A 16,526-nucleotide genomic window follows, 5' to 3' on the forward strand; every position below is an offset into this window, starting at 1 on the left:
CCACCAGAACCGTTACCGCCGGAACCATTGTCACCAGAGCCACTGCCACCAGAACCGTTACCGCCGGAACCATTGCCGCCAGAACCACTTTCGTCCTGAGAACCGTTATTTCCTGGAGGTTTATTATTATCCTTTAAATTTCCTTCGGCAAAATGATCGCTATTTTGTACAATAGCGTTTGTTAATGGTTGGAAGTTCTCAGTTGCAGCATTACCGATATTTAAACCGCTAAAAAAAGATAAAGAGAGTGTTGATGCTAAAATGAAGATTTTCGTCATGGTTTTCCTCCTAAGAAATTAATATTCCATCTAAAATACATCCCTTTGTAATATTTCTTAGGAAAAAGAGTTTTATGCAAAAAAAACTATATATAGAAAAAGGTGGTGTATTTGTCAAAGCAGAAAAGAGTTAATGTAGATTTCCTACAAATAGTAGAGGCGGGGAATTTACATTCATAACGGTAGAGGAAGTGGCAGTAGATGAAAGAGTACATAGCGTTTGATATTGGCGGTACGCAAATTAAGTATGGCATTGTTTCAGAAGTAGGGAGAGTATTAAAGCGTAAAACAGTTGCAACAGAAATTCATTTAGGCGGAGAACAAATTATTCAAAAACTTATATATGTATCCAAAAAAATAATGAATGAACATACTATTACAGGAATTGGTATTAGCACTACGGGAATTGTTGATATTAATAAAGGAATTGTGACGGGAGGTGCGGATCATATTCCGGGATATAGTACTATTCCTATTATTGATAGATTGCAAGAGATATTAAAAGTTCCAGTATCGATTGACAATGATGTGAATTGTGCAGCGTTTGGAGAAAAGTGGAATGGTAGTGGAAGAGAGAAAGAGAACTTTATTATGCTCACCCTTGGAACAGGAATTGGAGGAGCAATTTTTATAGATGGAGAATTGTACCGAGGACATTCATTTAGTGCTGGTGAATGGGGGAATATGTTAATAGAAGGAAAAACGTTTGAAGAGGTTGCTTCGATTTCAGGATTAATTCGGCTTGTAAGAAAATATAAAGGCAAAGGCGAGTGGAATGGGAAAAAAATTTTCGAGTTGTATGATAAAGGAGATTGGGAAGTTGCTCAAGCAGTTGGGATCTTCTTTAAACATTTGGCGATCGGAATTAGTAATCTTGCTTATATTTTTAATCCAGAAACGATTATTATTGGTGGAGGAATTACCGATAGAGGAAATGAGTTTTTAAAAGAAGTAAAAGAGGAGGTCAGTAAATACTTAAATCAAGAGATTTATAATAATTGTGAGATTGAACTTGCACAAAACGGTAATTGTGCAGGAATGATTGGTGCTATTTACCACTTCTTACATCATCATAAGTAAATTATATGAATGTTTTCATATAACTGAGAATTTATCCTTTTTATCGCTAGGTAAATAATGCTACAATATAAGAGAAGAATACAATATTTTCCGATTTGGAAAATGCTTTGTAGAAAGGGAGAAACTTCATGCCTATTATTTTAGAAAAAGGTCAAAAGATCGATTTAACGAAAGGACAACCAAAAGTAGCAAAACTACAGGTTGGCTTAGGCTGGGATCCAATTGGGCAATCAGGTGGATTTCTGTCTTCATTATTTGGAAGTAAACCAAATGTAGATTGTGATGCATCTGTTGTTATGTTAGAAGGAGATCGTTTTTTAAACAAAAATGATTTAGTTTACTTCGGAAATAAACTTTCTACTTGTGGTAGTATTATTCATTCAGGAGATAATTTAACAGGCGAAGGCGCTGGTGATGACGAAACAATTTTCGTAGAATTACATAAAGTTCCGAGCCGTATTAATCGTTTAGTATTCGTTGTAAATATTTATGACTGTGTAAATCGTCGTCAAGATTTCGGGATGATTCGTAATGCATATATTCGTATTCAAAACCCGCAAACTGGTGAAGAATTAGCACGCTATAATTTATCGGATAATTATGCTGGCAAAACGACTCTAATTGCAGGTGAAATGTATCGTCACGGAAGTGAATGGAAGTTTTCAGCAGTTGGAGAAGGAACACAAGATAAAAACTTAAGTGAGATTGTATCACGTTATCAATAAAATAACCGAGGAGGAATTGTATATGGCATCAATTTCATTGAAAAAAGGACAAAAGGTAGACTTAACAAAAACGAATCCAGGTCTTTCAAAAGTTCTTGTAGGACTTGGTTGGGATACGAATCGTTATGATGGACAAAACGATTTCGATTTAGATGTTAGTATTTTCTTAGTAGGTGCTAACGGTAAAGTTTCAGGTGCAGAGGATTTCGTCTTCTATAATAACCCAAAAGGTGCGAATGGTGCTGTAGAGCATTTAGGAGATAACCGAACTGGCGAAGGTGAAGGCGATGACGAATCGATTAAAGTAGATTTGAAAAATGTACCTGCACATATCGAACGTATTTGCTTCACAATCACGATTTACGATGGAGAAGGACGCAGCCAAAACTTTGGACAAGTTTCTAACTCTTTCGTACGTATTTTAGATGAAGAAAAGAATGCAGAATTAATTCGTTACGATTTAGGAGAAGATTTCTCTATTGAAACAGCCGTAGTAGTAGGGGAATTATATCGTCATGCAGGTGACTGGAAATTCAATGCAATCGGAAGTGGATTCCAAGGTGGGTTAGCGTCTCTATGTAATAATTTTGGTTTAGATGTAGAGTAATAGATTTGATTTATATATCCATCGGTGAAATGCGTGTATACCGATGGATATATTTTTAAAGATAAAAATATAGAGGTGAATATAGATGGTTATTCAATTACAAAAAGGACAGAAAATCGATTTAGGTAAGACAAGCCCTGGTTTAACAAAAGCAGTAATTGGTCTTGGATGGGATATTAAATCTTATGACGGTGGATCAGATTTCGATTTAGATGCATCTGCCTTTTTATTAGATGCAAACGGAAAATGTACGAAGGAAACTGATTTTATTTTCTATAATAATTTACAGTCTCCTTGTGGATCTGTTTTACATACAGGAGATAACCGTACAGGCGAAGGCGAAGGCGACGATGAGCAACTTGTTGTAGATTTGAAGAAGGTTCCAGCAGATGTTCATAAAATTGCTATTACAGTTACGATTTATGATGCAGAAGGCCGTAGTCAAAACTTTGGGCAAGTTGGAAATGCGTTTGTTCGTTTAGCGAATGAAGAGACGAATGAAGAAGTTCTTCGTTTTGATTTAGGGGAAGATTTCTCCATCGAAACAGCAGTTGTCTTTTGTGAATTATACCGTCATAATGGACAGTGGAAGTTTAATGCAGTAGGAAGTGGATTCCAAGGTGGTTTAGGTGCGCTTGTAAGAGCGTATGGCTTGGATGCATAGAAAGGAAACGATATTCGTTTCCTTTTTTTGACCTTTCTATAAATCTAGCAAAGAATAGGGGATAAAGGTAAGATGAGTATTTTGCAAGGAATCCTTGATACGTATGCTCAGTTTTTCGACTTGGACATGTGGATTAAAGTGTTGCAAGATCCAGTATCTTGGGGATTAATAGGTACACTTGTTGTACTTGAAGGGTTGTTATCTGCTGATAACGCACTTGTGTTAGCGGTAATGGTAAAACACCTTCCGGAAGAAAAACGTAAAAAAGCATTATTCTATGGACTTATTGGAGCTTATATATTCCGCTTTATTGCAATTGGAATTGGAATGTTCTTAATTAAATTATGGTGGGTAAAACTTCTTGGTGCACTTTACCTTGCTTGGTTATCAGTAAAATACTTTATTGATAAGCGTAAAGGTGCAGGTGAAGAAGAGGAAGCTCATGGTATGAACCAAAACAGTATTTTCTTCAGAATGTTCGGTGTCTTCTGGGGAACAGTTGCAATGGTCGAATTAATGGATATCGCATTCTCTGTAGATAGTGTACTTGCTGCATTTGGTGTATCTAATGAAGTTTGGATTTTATTATTAGGCGGAATGCTAGGTATTTTAATGATGCGTGGTATTGCCGGTGTATTCTTGAAATTGTTAGAGCGTATTCCAGAGCTTGAAACGACAGCATACATTTTAATCTTAATTATTGCATCGAAAATGTTACTGTCTTTAATCGAGATTGAGATTAGTCATACACTATTCTTTATTATTTTAGTTGTAGCATTTGGAGCAACATTTATAATTCACTACATGAAGAATTCTGGACAAGCTAAAGGAGAAGTTGCAGCTACTAAAGAAGACAATAAATAATTGAAATGGGTTTGCTCGTTTTGTGAGCGCCCATTTTTTATAACCAAAAATAGTTTATAATAGAAGAAGGACTTAGAAAAAACGTAAATGTTTTTGGAGGTGAACTGTTGTGTTTTCACGTTTTACACTTCAACCATATGCATTAAAAGATGAATCAGATTTAAAGCAATTTGAAACGCTTTTAGAAAAACGTCCACAATATGAACTGACAGAGAATGAGATGAAATTTAGTTATATAGCATGTCGAATCCTTGGCGTTCCTAATGATGTAGATGAATATTTTAATGAACTGTTTGATTATAGTGAAGCGAAAGGAATCGAAGTTTTACACGAACAAAATTTAAACAAAGTGATTGATTCGGAAAAGCTTCGTCATATTCAAGAAGTGTTCGGATTACATCAAGAAGCACCAAATGGTCTGACAGTAAATAGGTTAGTTGCACACTTATCTGGGAAACAACTTTTACCGAAAGTAGACAATCCTGATTTACAGCATTACATACATACGACGTTTATTTCACTATTGAAATTATATGAGAAACAACATAATCAGTCGTTAAAGACAGAAGGCTTCCGTCGTTTCTTAATCGACATAATTAAACTAAGCGAAAATTACGTAGCGAAGTGGTTCTCTACGATTAATTATAAGAAACAGATGCCACGTATCGTTTGGTATGGTGATGCACAGGAAAGCCGTATATATTTCTTATATTTTCTTATTATGCTCGGTTGTGATGTGCTTTATTATCACCCCGAAGGAAAAGATGGATTTGAAAATATTGATGAAGAGGGAAGAACTTTTATTGTGCCCCATCCGGGTCGCATTTCTCTTGAACCATTCCCTGATCGCCGCCGCGAGCGTGTTGCAACAGTAGCGTATCAAGCTTCGAAAGAAATTGAACAAGTACTTCACCACGATAATTCACTATTATATAAACCGTGGCAATTCCGTTCGTATACACCTGTAGCACGTACGTTAAAAACGACATATGATGAACTCTTTTTAATTACGAAAGAAAAGGCATTTGTACGTCCAACATTCTTTGTTGAAAATAAACATATTTATATTCCTTCTTTATTTGCGAAAATATCAGGCGTTTCAAAGAATGATAAAGAATATTTTCAACGATTAAAGGCTGTTACATCATTTGATAACAGTTTATTAATTAATACATTCCCGTTTACGAAAGAGCAAAAAGCAAACTTCCAATATCATTATCGAGATGCATTGGACCGAGCTGGAAAATTACATCCTGATCTAATTATGAATAGCCATTGGTGGCCGCATAAGCGTTTACCGGAAGGTTTACAACATGGGATTGCAGAGGCGATTATCCATACGTGCGAAAGTGAAATGTGCAAACCAATTGCGAAAGAGACGAAACAAGATGTAGCGCTATATGTTTTCGCACAACTTTCTCAAATACCACCCAATATTTTAGAACAGCTTGAGAAATTTGATTATTCACAAGATGTACCGAAAATTGTTATATTTAATAATGAGAAGAGCGGAGAATTAACTCGTTCTGACGCTGTTTTATTACTATTTTTAAATCAAATTGGAGTAGATGTATTCCATTTCAATCCCACGGGCAGAAACGATATTGAACCATATGTTGAAGCGGGAGCATTTGATTCCCATTGGCTTGAAGAAGTTAATTTCGATCTTGAGTTTCATGGTTCATCAGCCTATAAAAATTTATCACAAACAATAAAAGGACTATTTCGTCCATTTTTATAAGGAAAGGGAGAATACCATATGAATAACCCAGTCGTACTAGATTCGAAAACTGAATTGAATGAGCAAACCGCACAAGATGTTCGCTTGCAACTTAGACAAGATGCAGATGTGCAACGTATTTATAACGCAGTAGATATTAAAGATCAATTGGAATTAATTGAACTTGGAAAAGAACCTTCTATGGAAATTTCACGTTTTGCTGATCAAATTTTACATACAATGTCATTATCAAAGATAGAAGATTCTGGTGAATTGTTAAAGCAACTTGGTAAAATTATGGACAGATTTGATAGTAAAGACTTTGCAGAAGAAAAAAGTGGTTTCTTCTCGCGCATGTTCAAAAAAGCGGATAAAATGATAGAACAAATCTTTAGTAAATATCAAACGATGGGCCGCGAAATTGATAAGGTTTATGTGGAAATTACGAAGTACCAAGATGAGATGAAAAAATCAATTGGAACGTTAGATGGCTTGTATGAGCAAAACTTAAAATATTATTTAGACTTAGAGAAGTACGTAGTAGCAGGAGAAATGCTATTAGAGCGTTTAAATACAGAATTAGTTCCGATGTATGAAGAGCGCGTGCGTAATAATGATCAATTAGCAGGTATTGAATTAGAGTCGCTTAAAAACTCGGTTGAAATTTTAGAGCAACGTATTGATGATTTAGAAAAAGCGCGTATGGTTGCGCTACTTACAGCGCCGCAAATTCGCATGATTCAACGTGGTAATAATAAATTAATTGGTAAAATCAATACAGCATTTATTACAACGATTCCTATCTTTAAAAATGGTATTATTCAAGCAGTAAATGCGAAACGTCAAAAGCTTGTTGCAGATTCTATGGCTGAACTTGATCGCCGTACAAATGAATTACTTAAGAAAAATGCACAAAATATCGCAACGCAAAGTGTAGAAGTAGCGAGATTATCAGGTTCTTCTAGTATTAAGATGGAAACGCTTGAGGAAACTTGGAACATTATTTCAAGAGGTATGCAAGAAACACAACAAATTGAAGAACAAAATAAACGTGAGCGTGAAGAAAGCCGCAAGCGTATGGCTACATTAACGGAGAATATCAAAAAAGAATTACAAGGATAAATGAAAAGGCAATGAGGAATATTCCTCATTGCCTTTTAGTTTCTCTTCACTAATTTAATAATCTCATTCACAATAAGTGGAATGATACTCAATAAGAGAACAAATCCCCAATCTCGCATCGTTAATGCATGTACACCGAATATATTTGCAAGGGGCGGGATGGAGATGATACAAACTTGCATAAGAACACCGATAAGAAGGGAGAAAACTAAATATTTATTTGTAAAGATCCCAATTGAAAAAATTGATTTCGTTCTTGAACGCAAGTTAAATGAATGAACGAGCTGAGAAAAACTAAGGACGACAAATGCCATCGTTTGAGCGTGTAATAGAGCATCGTCATCAATTCGCTCTGGGAAAAGAGGGAATAAATTTGTATCTCCAGTATAGAATTTTGCTCCGGCGATAAAAGCTATTAGCGTTAAAAGTCCAATGATAACTCCATTGAAAATTAGGAAAGGAACGCTGCCACTAAATAAGCTTTCTTTTGCATGTCGTGGTTTTTCCTTCATCACATCTGGATCTTCAGGATCAACCCCAAGTGATAATGCAGGCAGTGTATCTGTAATTAAATTCACCCATAAAATATGAATAGGTCGTAGTGGTGTTGCCCAGCCGAGTAAAATTGCTAAAAATAAAGCGATAATTTCTCCGAAGTTACAAGAGAGTAGGAAGAGAATTGATTTTTTTATGTTGCGATAAATATTTCTACCTTCTTCAACAGCTTTCACGATAGATGAAAAATTATCATCTGTTAACACAACATCCGCTGCCCCTTTTGCAACGTCTGTTCCTGTAATGCCCATCGCTACGCCGACATCGGCTTGCTTTAAAGATGGTGCATCATTGACGCCATCACCAGTCATAGAAACGATATTTCCTTTCGCGCGTAATGCCTTTACAATTTTCACTTTATGCTCTGGAGAGACTCTAGCGAATACATTTAAATGATTAATTTTGCTAGCTAGTTCTGTATCAGAAATGTTATCTAATTCAGTTCCAATCATAATTTCCGATATTTCTTCAGCAATGCCAAGTTCTTTGGCAATTGCAAAGGCTGTATCTTTATGGTCACCAGTAATCATAACTGTGCGAATACCGGCTTTTTTACATTCTGTAATTGAATCTTTCACTTCAGTTCGTGGTGGATCAATCATACCGACAAGACCAATAAAGATAAGATTTTCTTCAAGATGATTTATATCCACATCGTTTGAATTGTATTGTTTAAATGCGAATGAAAGTACTCTTAAAGCTTCTTGAGACATTGCTCCGGCAGCTTCTAATATTTGATTTTTATCAGAATCAGTTAAAATCTCGATTTTGCCGTTTTTAAAAATATGGGTACATCGAGGTAAGAGCTTATCAATAGCGCCTTTCGTCATGCTATAGTAGCTTTCATCGTATGTATGTACGGTTGACATCATTTTACGATCTGAATCGAAAGGTACTTCGTTAACACGTTCATGTATTTTTTCTAAATGATCTTTTTGCATGTTAAAAGTGGTTCCAGCAACGAGAAGTGCAATTTCAGTCGGGTCTCCCGTTTGTGATTCGTTAGTGTAAGAAGCATCATTACATAGCACCATATTTTCTAACAATAGACGTTGCGCATCATTATTTACATTTAAACTTTCTAAGCGATCGTATGTGTTATCACTATAAAAGTGAGTAACGGTCATTTTATTTTGCGTTAACGTACCTGTTTTATCTGAACAAATAATTGTGACAGAACCGAGGGCTTCAACAGCTGGTAGTTTCCGAATGATAACGTTTTGTTTAATCATACGTTGCACACCAATTGCAAGAACGATGGAAACAATAGCTGGCAAGCCTTCTGGAATAGCTGCAACGGCTAAACTAATAGCAGTCATAAACATTTCTAACGTATCCCGGCCTTGTAAAAAACCGATGAGGAACATAACGATACAAATAGCTACAGCGACAAAGCCTAAATATTTTCCGACTTGTGCTAAGCTTTTTTGAAGTGGTGTCATATCATCGTCTGCTTCATGTAAAAGGGTAGCAATCTTACCAATTTGTGAGTTCATTCCAGTTTCAACAGCAACACCGACGCCTCTTCCGTATGTTACAAGAGTGGACATAAATGCCATGTTTTTTTGATCGCCGAGTGGTACTTGCTCATCACTTTGCATGGAAGGGTGGTAGATTGCATCTTTATCAACAGGGACAGATTCACCAGTTAGAGCAGATTCTTCAACTTTTAAATTTGCGGTTTCAATAAGGCGTAAATCGCATGGGATATATCGTCCGGCGTCGAGCATAACGATATCCCCTGGAACGACGTGCTCAGATGGAATTTCTTTTAGTTCATCATTTCTCTTGACGATAGCTTTAGGTGTTGCCATCTTTTTCAATGCCTCTAAAGCTTGTTCTGCTTTCGATTCTTGGACAACACCGATAACAGCATTTAAAACTACAACAAGCGCGATAATACTGGCATCCGCCCATTCACCTACAAAGGCAGAAATAAGGGCAGCAATAATAAGGACATATACGAGGACGTCATTAATTTGGGCGAAAATACGCTGCCATAAAGTGCGTTTTTGTTTTGTAGCTAATTCATTAGAACCGTATTGCTTTAAACGTTCACTTACAATCTCATCTGTTAAACCGTGTTGTTCGTTTGTTTCTAGGTCAATCAATGTTTGATCTTTCGTCTTACTGTACCAATTGCTCATAAGTAAGCACCTCCAGTAAAAACAGTTAGCAATGGTAGTGTTGCTATTATTTGTGAGTAGTATGTATGGAGAAAAAATCTAAGGTGAGGTTCTACTTCTATTGTACAATATTTTACAGTTGGTTGAGGGAAAGAGAAGAGTTGTCATGAATTTGTTGGAAATAAAAAAGAGCCTCATATAAGAGAGGCTTTTTTACTTTTTAATTAATGTACCTAATTCTTCTGTAATAGCTTGCATTTCACTAATGCTGAATGTTTCACGTTTCATAACATGATCATAAATATCACGTAAATCTTCGTACATTTCTTCGTTAAAACTAGCAGCTCTCATCGCTCCAGCATTAACCATACGTAATTTTTCTTTAATAGCTTCGACCATGTATTCAACGTTTTCTTCTGACTTTACGGATAAATCCACCGAAGTGTCCCCCTTTAAAATAACATAAGGCTATCTTAACATTTTTTATCATTTTCGTTAATGGATCTTTTCAATCCTATTAAATTAGTAGGGATTTCCTTTATATTTCATAATTGGTTGTTTATACTATAAGTATATATGAAGAAATGCACCAAGAAGGGAAGAAACAAAAACATGGTTCAAGTATTGTTTGTTTGTCTTGGGAACATTTGCCGTTCTCCGATGGCAGAAGCGATTTTTCGAAATCTTGTCGTAAAAGAGGGACTTGAAGAGAAAATTGTCATTGATTCTGCAGGAACTGGAGATTGGCATGTTGGCCATCCGCCACATAAAGGAACACAAAAAATTTTAAAAGAAAATGCAGTCACTTTTGAAGGAATTAAAGCAAGGCAAGTAGAAAAAGAAGACTTAACAAAGTTTGATTATATTATTGCCATGGACAACAAGAATATAGCAGATTTAAAAAGTTTAGGTAAAACTGGAGGCTATATTGGTAGGCTGTCCGATTTTGTTCCAGACGGTGGCTGGACAGACGTTCCTGACCCTTACTATACAGGGAATTTCCAAGAAGTATATGACCTTGTAACAGAAGGGTGTGCAAAGCTATTAGCTTTCATTCGAAATGAACAAGGAATATGAGGAAGCTTAGAAAGAAATACTTTCTAACATAAGAAATGAAAGGGTGAAGGAATATGGCAAAGAAAAATAATATTGCAAAGAAAAATAATATTGCTCGAAACATTGCGATTGGTGTAGCTGCAGGTGTAGCGGTATCCATGTTAAAGAAAGAAAACCGTGAAAAAGTAAAAAATACAGCAGAAAAAGCAAAAACAAAGATGATTGAAATTGGTGAAAATGCAAAGATCAAAGAAAAAGTGCAAACTGTTACAGATAAAGGACGCGAACTTGCTGATTTCAATGTGGTAAAAGCGAAAGTAGCAGAAATTAAAAAATTAACGCCATCTGTTGTAGAGACGTTAAAAGAAACGAAAGAAATTTTTAGTAAGAAAAAAGTTGAGCCAGAAGAAAAGCCAGAAACGATTGAAATTCAAGCTGTATCTCCAAAGGTAGATGAGCTGAAAGCAGAAGAAGAGCCAGTAGTTGCTGAAGATGGTGGTATGAAAGAAGCGCGTGAATTATTTATAAAAGACTCAAATGCAGTGGAAAAAAAAACTGAAGCGTACATTGAGTTAAAGCAAGATAAAGAAGAGAAGAAAAGCGTTTAAACATATATGAGAAAAATTTTAGAAAAGGTGAGAAGAAATCGTACTTATTCGTTTGGTAAAGATTTATATGACCGGACGATGCGCGATGATGTAGCGGGCTTGGCAGCACAGCTCGCTTATTTCTTCTTGCTTGCAATTTTTCCTGGGCTCGTTTTCTTAATTACGCTTCTTGGATTTATTCCCATTCAAACAGAGGATGTGCTTAGTTTATTAGAGGTTTATGTACCAGATGATGCAATGAACTTAATTGAGGTAAATGTAGATAAAGCTGTAAACCAGCAAAATGGTGGTTTATTATCATTTGGTTTATTATCCATGTTATGGTTTGCCTCAAATGGTGTTAATGCGGTTATGAATGCTTTTAACCGCGCTTATGACGTAAAGGAAACACGTTCTTTTATTACAACAAGAGCGTTATCAATTGTGTTTACATTAGCTATTATTTTTATGATTGTCTTTGCTTTAATTGTTCCGGTATTCGGACAAGTTATTGGAGCAGCAGTGTTTAAAGCACTCGGTTTATCAGATAGTTTTTCTTTCGTATGGAGCATTACACGATTAGTAGCGAGTTTCTTCGTACTATTTGCTTTGTTTAGTTTCTTATATACATTTGCACCAGATCGAAAGTTAAAAAGAAGAGAAGTTATTTCAGGGGCGTTATTTGCTACTGTAGGATGGATTGTGGTGTCTTACTCATTTGCTTATTATGTAGATAAGTTTGCGAATTACGCCAATACATATGGTGGTCTCGGTGGTATCATTATTTTAATGTTATGGTTTTATTTAACTGGATGGGTAATTTTACTTGGCGGTGAAATTAATGGTTTACTCCACCATTATAGAACCGGTGACAATAATTCCCGTAATGAATAATGAGTTCTTGTTCCATAATAAAAAGGAACAGGGGGGATATTTCATGAGTAATAATAAAAAGAACCATAATAATAAAAGTAATAATAAACAAAAGAGCAGTTCGCATCCAAAGCATAAAACGAGTAGCAGTGCGAACGGTCATAATAGCTATCACTAAAAAAACGGGTCCTCTATGAGGGACCCGTTTTATTTGCTTCCTTTTAGTAATCGTAAGCCATTCAAAATGACAAGAATCGTACTTCCTTCATGGCCAATAACACCGAATGGAAGAGCTAAAAATTGCAAGAAGTTTGAACAAATTAGCATGGCAATAACGGCTAGCGAAAAGATTACGTTTTGCTTCACAATACGGTTCATTCGTTTTGATAAACGAATTGCTTGGGAAAGGCGAGATAGTTCGTTCTTCATCAGTACAACATCTGCAGTTTCTAAAGCTACATCTGTTCCTTCCCCCATTGCGACACCAATGCTAGCAGTAGCTAGGGCAGGTGCATCATTTATACCGTCTCCAACCATTGCTACTGTACCGTATTTTTCTTTTAACTTTTTAATCGTTTCAACTTTTGTTTCTGGTAAGCATGATGCATAATATTCCTTTATATTACTTTCAGAGGCAATTGCTTTTGCCGTTTCTTCATTATCTCCAGTAATCATAATTGCTTCGACACCAATGCTTTGTAAATCACGAATAGCAGCTATTGTTTCTTGGCGAAGCGTATCTTTTAAAGCGATAAGTCCAAGAATGCCTCCCTCATCACTAATATAAACGACAGTTTTACCTTCTTTTTCAAGTGAGGCAGAAATACCATTATGAAATGTCTTTGTTTCTTCACCGATAAAATCAGCTTTACCTATTTTATAAGCGTTGTTTTCCAATATTCCTTTTAGACCAAAACCAGTTACATCTTCAACCTTTTCTGGTTTTTTTAAAGTAATGTCGTACGCATGTTGTGCATATTTAACAATGGATTCAGCTAAAGGATGTGTAGAGTGACTTTCAATTGATGCTGTAATATAAAGTACTTCTTTTTCTGTTATATTTTCTCGAACATATACATCTGTTACGGTAGGTTTACCTTCTGTTAATGTTCCTGTTTTATCAAACGCGATTGCTTTCACAGAAGCAAGGCGTTCTAAATGTATACCGCCTTTAAAGAGAATACCGTTTCTCGCTCCGTTAGAAATGGCTGATAACGTAGCTGGTGTAATGGCAGCTACGAGCGCACAAGGAGATGCGACTACAAGTAAGATCATAGCGCGATAAAACGTTTCATTCCAGCTCCAGTCAAGTAAGAAATGAGGAACGAACATCATAAGCGCAACAACGAGTAGTACACCTTTTACGTATGTTCCTTCAAACTTTTCAATGAATAGTTGTGATGGTGATTTTTCACTTTGTGCACTTTGGACGAGACGGATAATCTTTTGGAATAATGTTTGATCGCTCGGCTTCGTAATTTTAACTTCGATAGCACCACGTAAATTTACAGTACCGGCAAATACTTCATCGCCATGTCTTTTCTCATTTGGAATAGGTTCTCCTGTGATTGCTGCCTCATCGATATTTGTTTCACCGTTATGAATCGTACCGTCAGCAGGAACACGTTCACCGGGTTTAATTAAAATAATGTCGTTAATTTGTAACTCTCCAACCGGAACACGTTCCTCAGTTCCGGTGGAAATACGTAATGCTTCTTCAGGCTGTAAGTCAAGAAGAGCGGAAATTTCTTTTTGGCTCTTACTTAACGTATAAGATTCCATAGCACCGCTGAGTGCAAAGATGAAGATTAAAATAGCCCCTTCTGCCCAGTAGCCAATAATTGCAGCACCAATAGCTGCAAAGAGCATTAGCATTTCAACATTTAGCTCTTTTTCTTCAATCGTATCTTCAATTCCTTCTTTTGCTTTTGCATATCCACCAACTATATAAGCAAGGATATAGCAAGTAATACCTACATTCATTGCATCGTTCTTTGTAAATAACCAACCAACTAAAATAAAAATACCAGATGCTACTGCAAATACAAGTTCATAATGTTTTTTTAATGTGTCCCATAAAGAGGGATGAGAAATTGTTTCTTTTGCGTGTAACGTTTTTACTTCTGAGTTCATTACTACTCGCTCCTTCCGAATTCTTATTGAGAAAAATAATCAAAATCGAAACCCCTATAAAACGACGAAAGCTGCCATCCATAATGGATAGCAGCATTTCTGTTGAATCTGTTTTTAATCGTTCTTATGTTGTAATTATTCTATAGTATATCATATGTTTTTATGAGATGGTACGGTTTTGTTTCAAGTATAAACGGAAAACTTGTGTTTTCGCAATTCCTTTGGTATATATGAATATTGTTCATAAAAAGGTCGGAAAGGAAGACAACAAGTGAAGACAGAGAAATTTTTTACCCATCCGATTGGCGTATTTATTGCTGCAATAGTAGCAACTTTTTTATGGGGAAGCGCATTTCCTTTTATTAAATTAAGTTATGTTGAACTTGGAATTCAACCACAAGAAGTTGGAGAGCAAATATTATTTGCCGGTTATCGTTTCTTTTTATCTGGATTCATGCTCTTATTATTCTTTAAAGTGTTAGGAAAAGATATGAGCTTCAAAAAAGGAACGGGGAAACAGTTAATACAAATTGGTTTATTCCAAACGTTTCTTCAATATATCTGTTTTTATATTGGAATGAGTTATAGTTCGGGAATTGAAGGAGCTATCATTTCAGGGACATCATCATTCTTTCAAATTTTACTCGCCCATTTTTTATATAAAGATGATGCCCTCAATATGAGAAAAATAATTGGCGTATCGATTGGCTTTTGTGGCGTCGTTTTAGTAAATATGCCGAGTGATGGTAGCTTATCATTTCATTTTGGAATCGGAAGCTTATTACTTCTTAGTGCAGCAATGCTGTATTCATATGGAAACATATTAGCGAAAGAAGGTAGTAAAACGTTAGATGTTGGCTATATGACGGCATACCAAATGATGTTTGGTTCTATAGGATTATTATGTATAGGGGCTTTACAAGTTGGAGTAATGCCATTTACATTTAGTCTACATGCACTACTTATGCTGATTTATTTATCTTTCTTATCTGCAGCTGGTTTTTGCATTTGGAATACAATTATGAAGTACAATAAGGTTGGAAAAGTATCTATGTATATGTTCTTTATACCCGTATTTGGTGTGTTATTATCGAGCATGATTTTAGGTGAAGCAATTCATTCATTTGTGTTACTCGGTTTAGCATGTGTAGCCGCGGGAATTATTGTGGTAAATCGGACGCCAGCTAAGCAAAAAATAGAGAAAGAAAAACAAGTAGCATAGAAAGCAGAAAAGCGATTACAATGGAAGAACAGTACTGTTCTTCTTTTTTTATAGAAAAAGGATAATAGACTAAGTGTAACGAAAAAAGATACAAAAAGCATTTATTGAGGAGAACATATTATGAATCTACTTTACGTGGTGTTAATTGGGCAAATACTTCTTTTTTTAATTGGTGCAATTTATGCAATGCGGCAGACAAAAAGAACGAAAGATAATATGCCGTTACCTTTAGCAATCCGTCTTATTCTTAGTTTTTCTTTAACAGGTAGTGCAATTTGGATATGGTTACAAGATCCATCTGTAGAGTATAGTACGTGGGTTGCACTTGGTATGACTTTATCGACTGTGGGAGATTTGTTTATGGCTGGGCTGATTCCAATTGGTCACAGGTTAATTGGTGGGATGGTTACTTTCGCTCTTGCTCATTGTTTTTATGTAAAAGCATTTTTGCAAACAGGAATTTCGTGGAATGGTTTTTGGATTGGCTTACTCGTATATGGGCTCTTTCTAATTGTAGGATGGTTCTTCTTTATCCGAAATGATAAACAGGATAAATTGTTTACGATAGGAGCTCTAATTTACGGATTGTGGGTTGGAGGAATGGCTTGCTTTGCATTCGCCTTATATTATGAAAATACAGGAATATGGTGGATACCAGCGTTTGGTGGTTTACTGTTTGTGATTTCTGATTTTATTATTGGCGTGACAGATATCGGAGGGCGTAAATTGAAGTATGAGCCACTTTGGATTTGGTTTACATATGTAGCTGCTCAAATGTGTATTGTATATGTGGGATTATAAAAAGATACTCTCAAAATAGTGAATAGACTATTTTGAGAGTATCTTTTTTGCTTGTTTAATTTGATCAGTATTACCATTTTTAAATTTCTAATATTATAATTTTATAATTCAGA

15 protein-coding genes and 1 pseudogene are annotated in these 16,526 nt (G+C 35.7%); 12 read left to right on the forward strand and 4 right to left on the reverse strand.

Features of this window, described 5'->3' with window-relative positions; translation table 11 throughout:
- Nucleotides 1–278 (reverse strand): annotated as a pseudogene (locus tag ATL10_RS20315) (cell wall anchor protein); the annotation flags it as partial.
- 201 nt (nt 279–479) lie between these two features.
- Here ATL10_RS20315 and ATL10_RS20320 point away from each other — a divergent pair.
- From ATL10_RS20320 to ATL10_RS20350, 7 genes are all read left to right on the forward strand, one after another.
- A complete protein-coding gene (locus tag ATL10_RS20320) occupies nt 480–1,358 on the forward strand; it encodes an ROK family protein (RefSeq protein ID WP_090978242.1) in 879 nt (292 codons plus the stop codon).
- A 128-nt stretch (nt 1,359–1,486) separates the two neighbouring features.
- Nucleotides 1,487–2,083 (forward strand): TerD family protein, encoded by a 597-nt coding sequence (locus ATL10_RS20325; protein WP_001121586.1) that lies wholly within the window; start codon nt 1,487–1,489, stop codon nt 2,081–2,083.
- A 22-nt stretch (nt 2,084–2,105) separates the two neighbouring features.
- Entirely contained in the window at nt 2,106–2,690 is a 585-nt protein-coding gene (locus tag ATL10_RS20330) for a TerD family protein (RefSeq protein ID WP_000146729.1), read from the forward strand.
- Nucleotides 2,691–2,775: 85 nt separating this feature from the next.
- Nucleotides 2,776–3,354, forward strand: a complete 579-nt coding sequence (locus tag ATL10_RS20335) for a TerD family protein (RefSeq protein ID WP_000236649.1) — start codon at nt 2,776–2,778, stop codon at nt 3,352–3,354.
- 72 nt (nt 3,355–3,426) lie between these two features.
- Nucleotides 3,427–4,218 (forward strand): TerC family protein, encoded by a 792-nt coding sequence (locus ATL10_RS20340; RefSeq protein ID WP_110497394.1) that lies wholly within the window; start codon nt 3,427–3,429, stop codon nt 4,216–4,218.
- Nucleotides 4,219–4,327: 109 nt separating this feature from the next.
- Nucleotides 4,328–5,959 (forward strand): YceG family protein, encoded by a 1,632-nt coding sequence (locus ATL10_RS20345; protein WP_110497396.1) that lies wholly within the window; start codon nt 4,328–4,330, stop codon nt 5,957–5,959.
- An 18-nt stretch (nt 5,960–5,977) separates the two neighbouring features.
- Nucleotides 5,978–7,060, forward strand: coding sequence for a toxic anion resistance protein (locus ATL10_RS20350; protein WP_001064413.1), 1,083 nt, complete (start codon nt 5,978–5,980; stop codon nt 7,058–7,060).
- 35 nt (nt 7,061–7,095) lie between these two features.
- Here the strand turns inward: ATL10_RS20350 and ATL10_RS20355 are convergent, their stop codons facing one another.
- Both ATL10_RS20355 and ATL10_RS20360 read right to left on the reverse strand, forming a co-directional pair.
- Nucleotides 7,096–9,762 (reverse strand): cation-translocating P-type ATPase, encoded by a 2,667-nt coding sequence (locus ATL10_RS20355; protein ID WP_110497398.1) that lies wholly within the window; start codon nt 9,760–9,762, stop codon nt 7,096–7,098.
- A 192-nt stretch (nt 9,763–9,954) separates the two neighbouring features.
- Nucleotides 9,955–10,179: a DUF1128 domain-containing protein gene (locus ATL10_RS20360; protein ID WP_000366196.1), complete on the reverse strand. Its 225-nt coding sequence runs from the start codon at nt 10,177–10,179 to the stop codon at nt 9,955–9,957.
- A gap of 174 nt (nt 10,180–10,353) precedes the next feature.
- Between ATL10_RS20360 and ATL10_RS20365 the strand changes: the two genes are divergently transcribed.
- The 3 genes from ATL10_RS20365 (at nt 10,354) to ATL10_RS20375 (ending at nt 12,278) form a co-directional block, all read left to right on the forward strand.
- Entirely contained in the window at nt 10,354–10,818 is a 465-nt protein-coding gene (locus ATL10_RS20365; protein WP_000250916.1) for a low molecular weight protein-tyrosine-phosphatase, read from the forward strand.
- 71 nt (nt 10,819–10,889) lie between these two features.
- Nucleotides 10,890–11,405 carry a DUF4075 domain-containing protein gene (locus tag ATL10_RS20370; RefSeq protein WP_001085387.1) on the forward strand — a complete coding sequence of 172 codons (516 nt, stop codon included), beginning with the start codon at nt 10,890–10,892 and terminating at the stop codon, nt 11,403–11,405.
- Nucleotides 11,406–11,411: 6 nt separating this feature from the next.
- Nucleotides 11,412–12,278 carry a YihY/virulence factor BrkB family protein gene (locus ATL10_RS20375; RefSeq protein ID WP_110497400.1) on the forward strand — a complete coding sequence of 289 codons (867 nt, stop codon included), beginning with the start codon at nt 11,412–11,414 and terminating at the stop codon, nt 12,276–12,278.
- A gap of 186 nt (nt 12,279–12,464) precedes the next feature.
- On the opposite strand, the gene ATL10_RS20385 is transcribed toward ATL10_RS20375, so the two are convergent.
- A complete protein-coding gene (locus tag ATL10_RS20385) occupies nt 12,465–14,390 on the reverse strand; it encodes a heavy metal translocating P-type ATPase (RefSeq protein WP_001083755.1) in 1,926 nt (641 codons plus the stop codon).
- 271 nt (nt 14,391–14,661) lie between these two features.
- Between ATL10_RS20385 and ATL10_RS20390 the strand changes: the two genes are divergently transcribed.
- Nucleotides 14,662–15,612, forward strand: a complete 951-nt coding sequence (locus tag ATL10_RS20390) for a DMT family transporter (protein ID WP_000845702.1) — start codon at nt 14,662–14,664, stop codon at nt 15,610–15,612.
- A 120-nt stretch (nt 15,613–15,732) separates the two neighbouring features.
- Nucleotides 15,733–16,413: a lysoplasmalogenase gene (locus ATL10_RS20395; protein WP_001051080.1), complete on the forward strand. Its 681-nt coding sequence runs from the start codon at nt 15,733–15,735 to the stop codon at nt 16,411–16,413.
- Nucleotides 16,414–16,526: the final 113 nt, after the last annotated feature.

The organism is Bacillus sp. 196mf (assembly GCF_003217275.1).
GTDB classification, from domain to species: domain Bacteria; phylum Bacillota; class Bacilli; order Bacillales; family Bacillaceae_G; genus Bacillus_A; species Bacillus_A thuringiensis_S.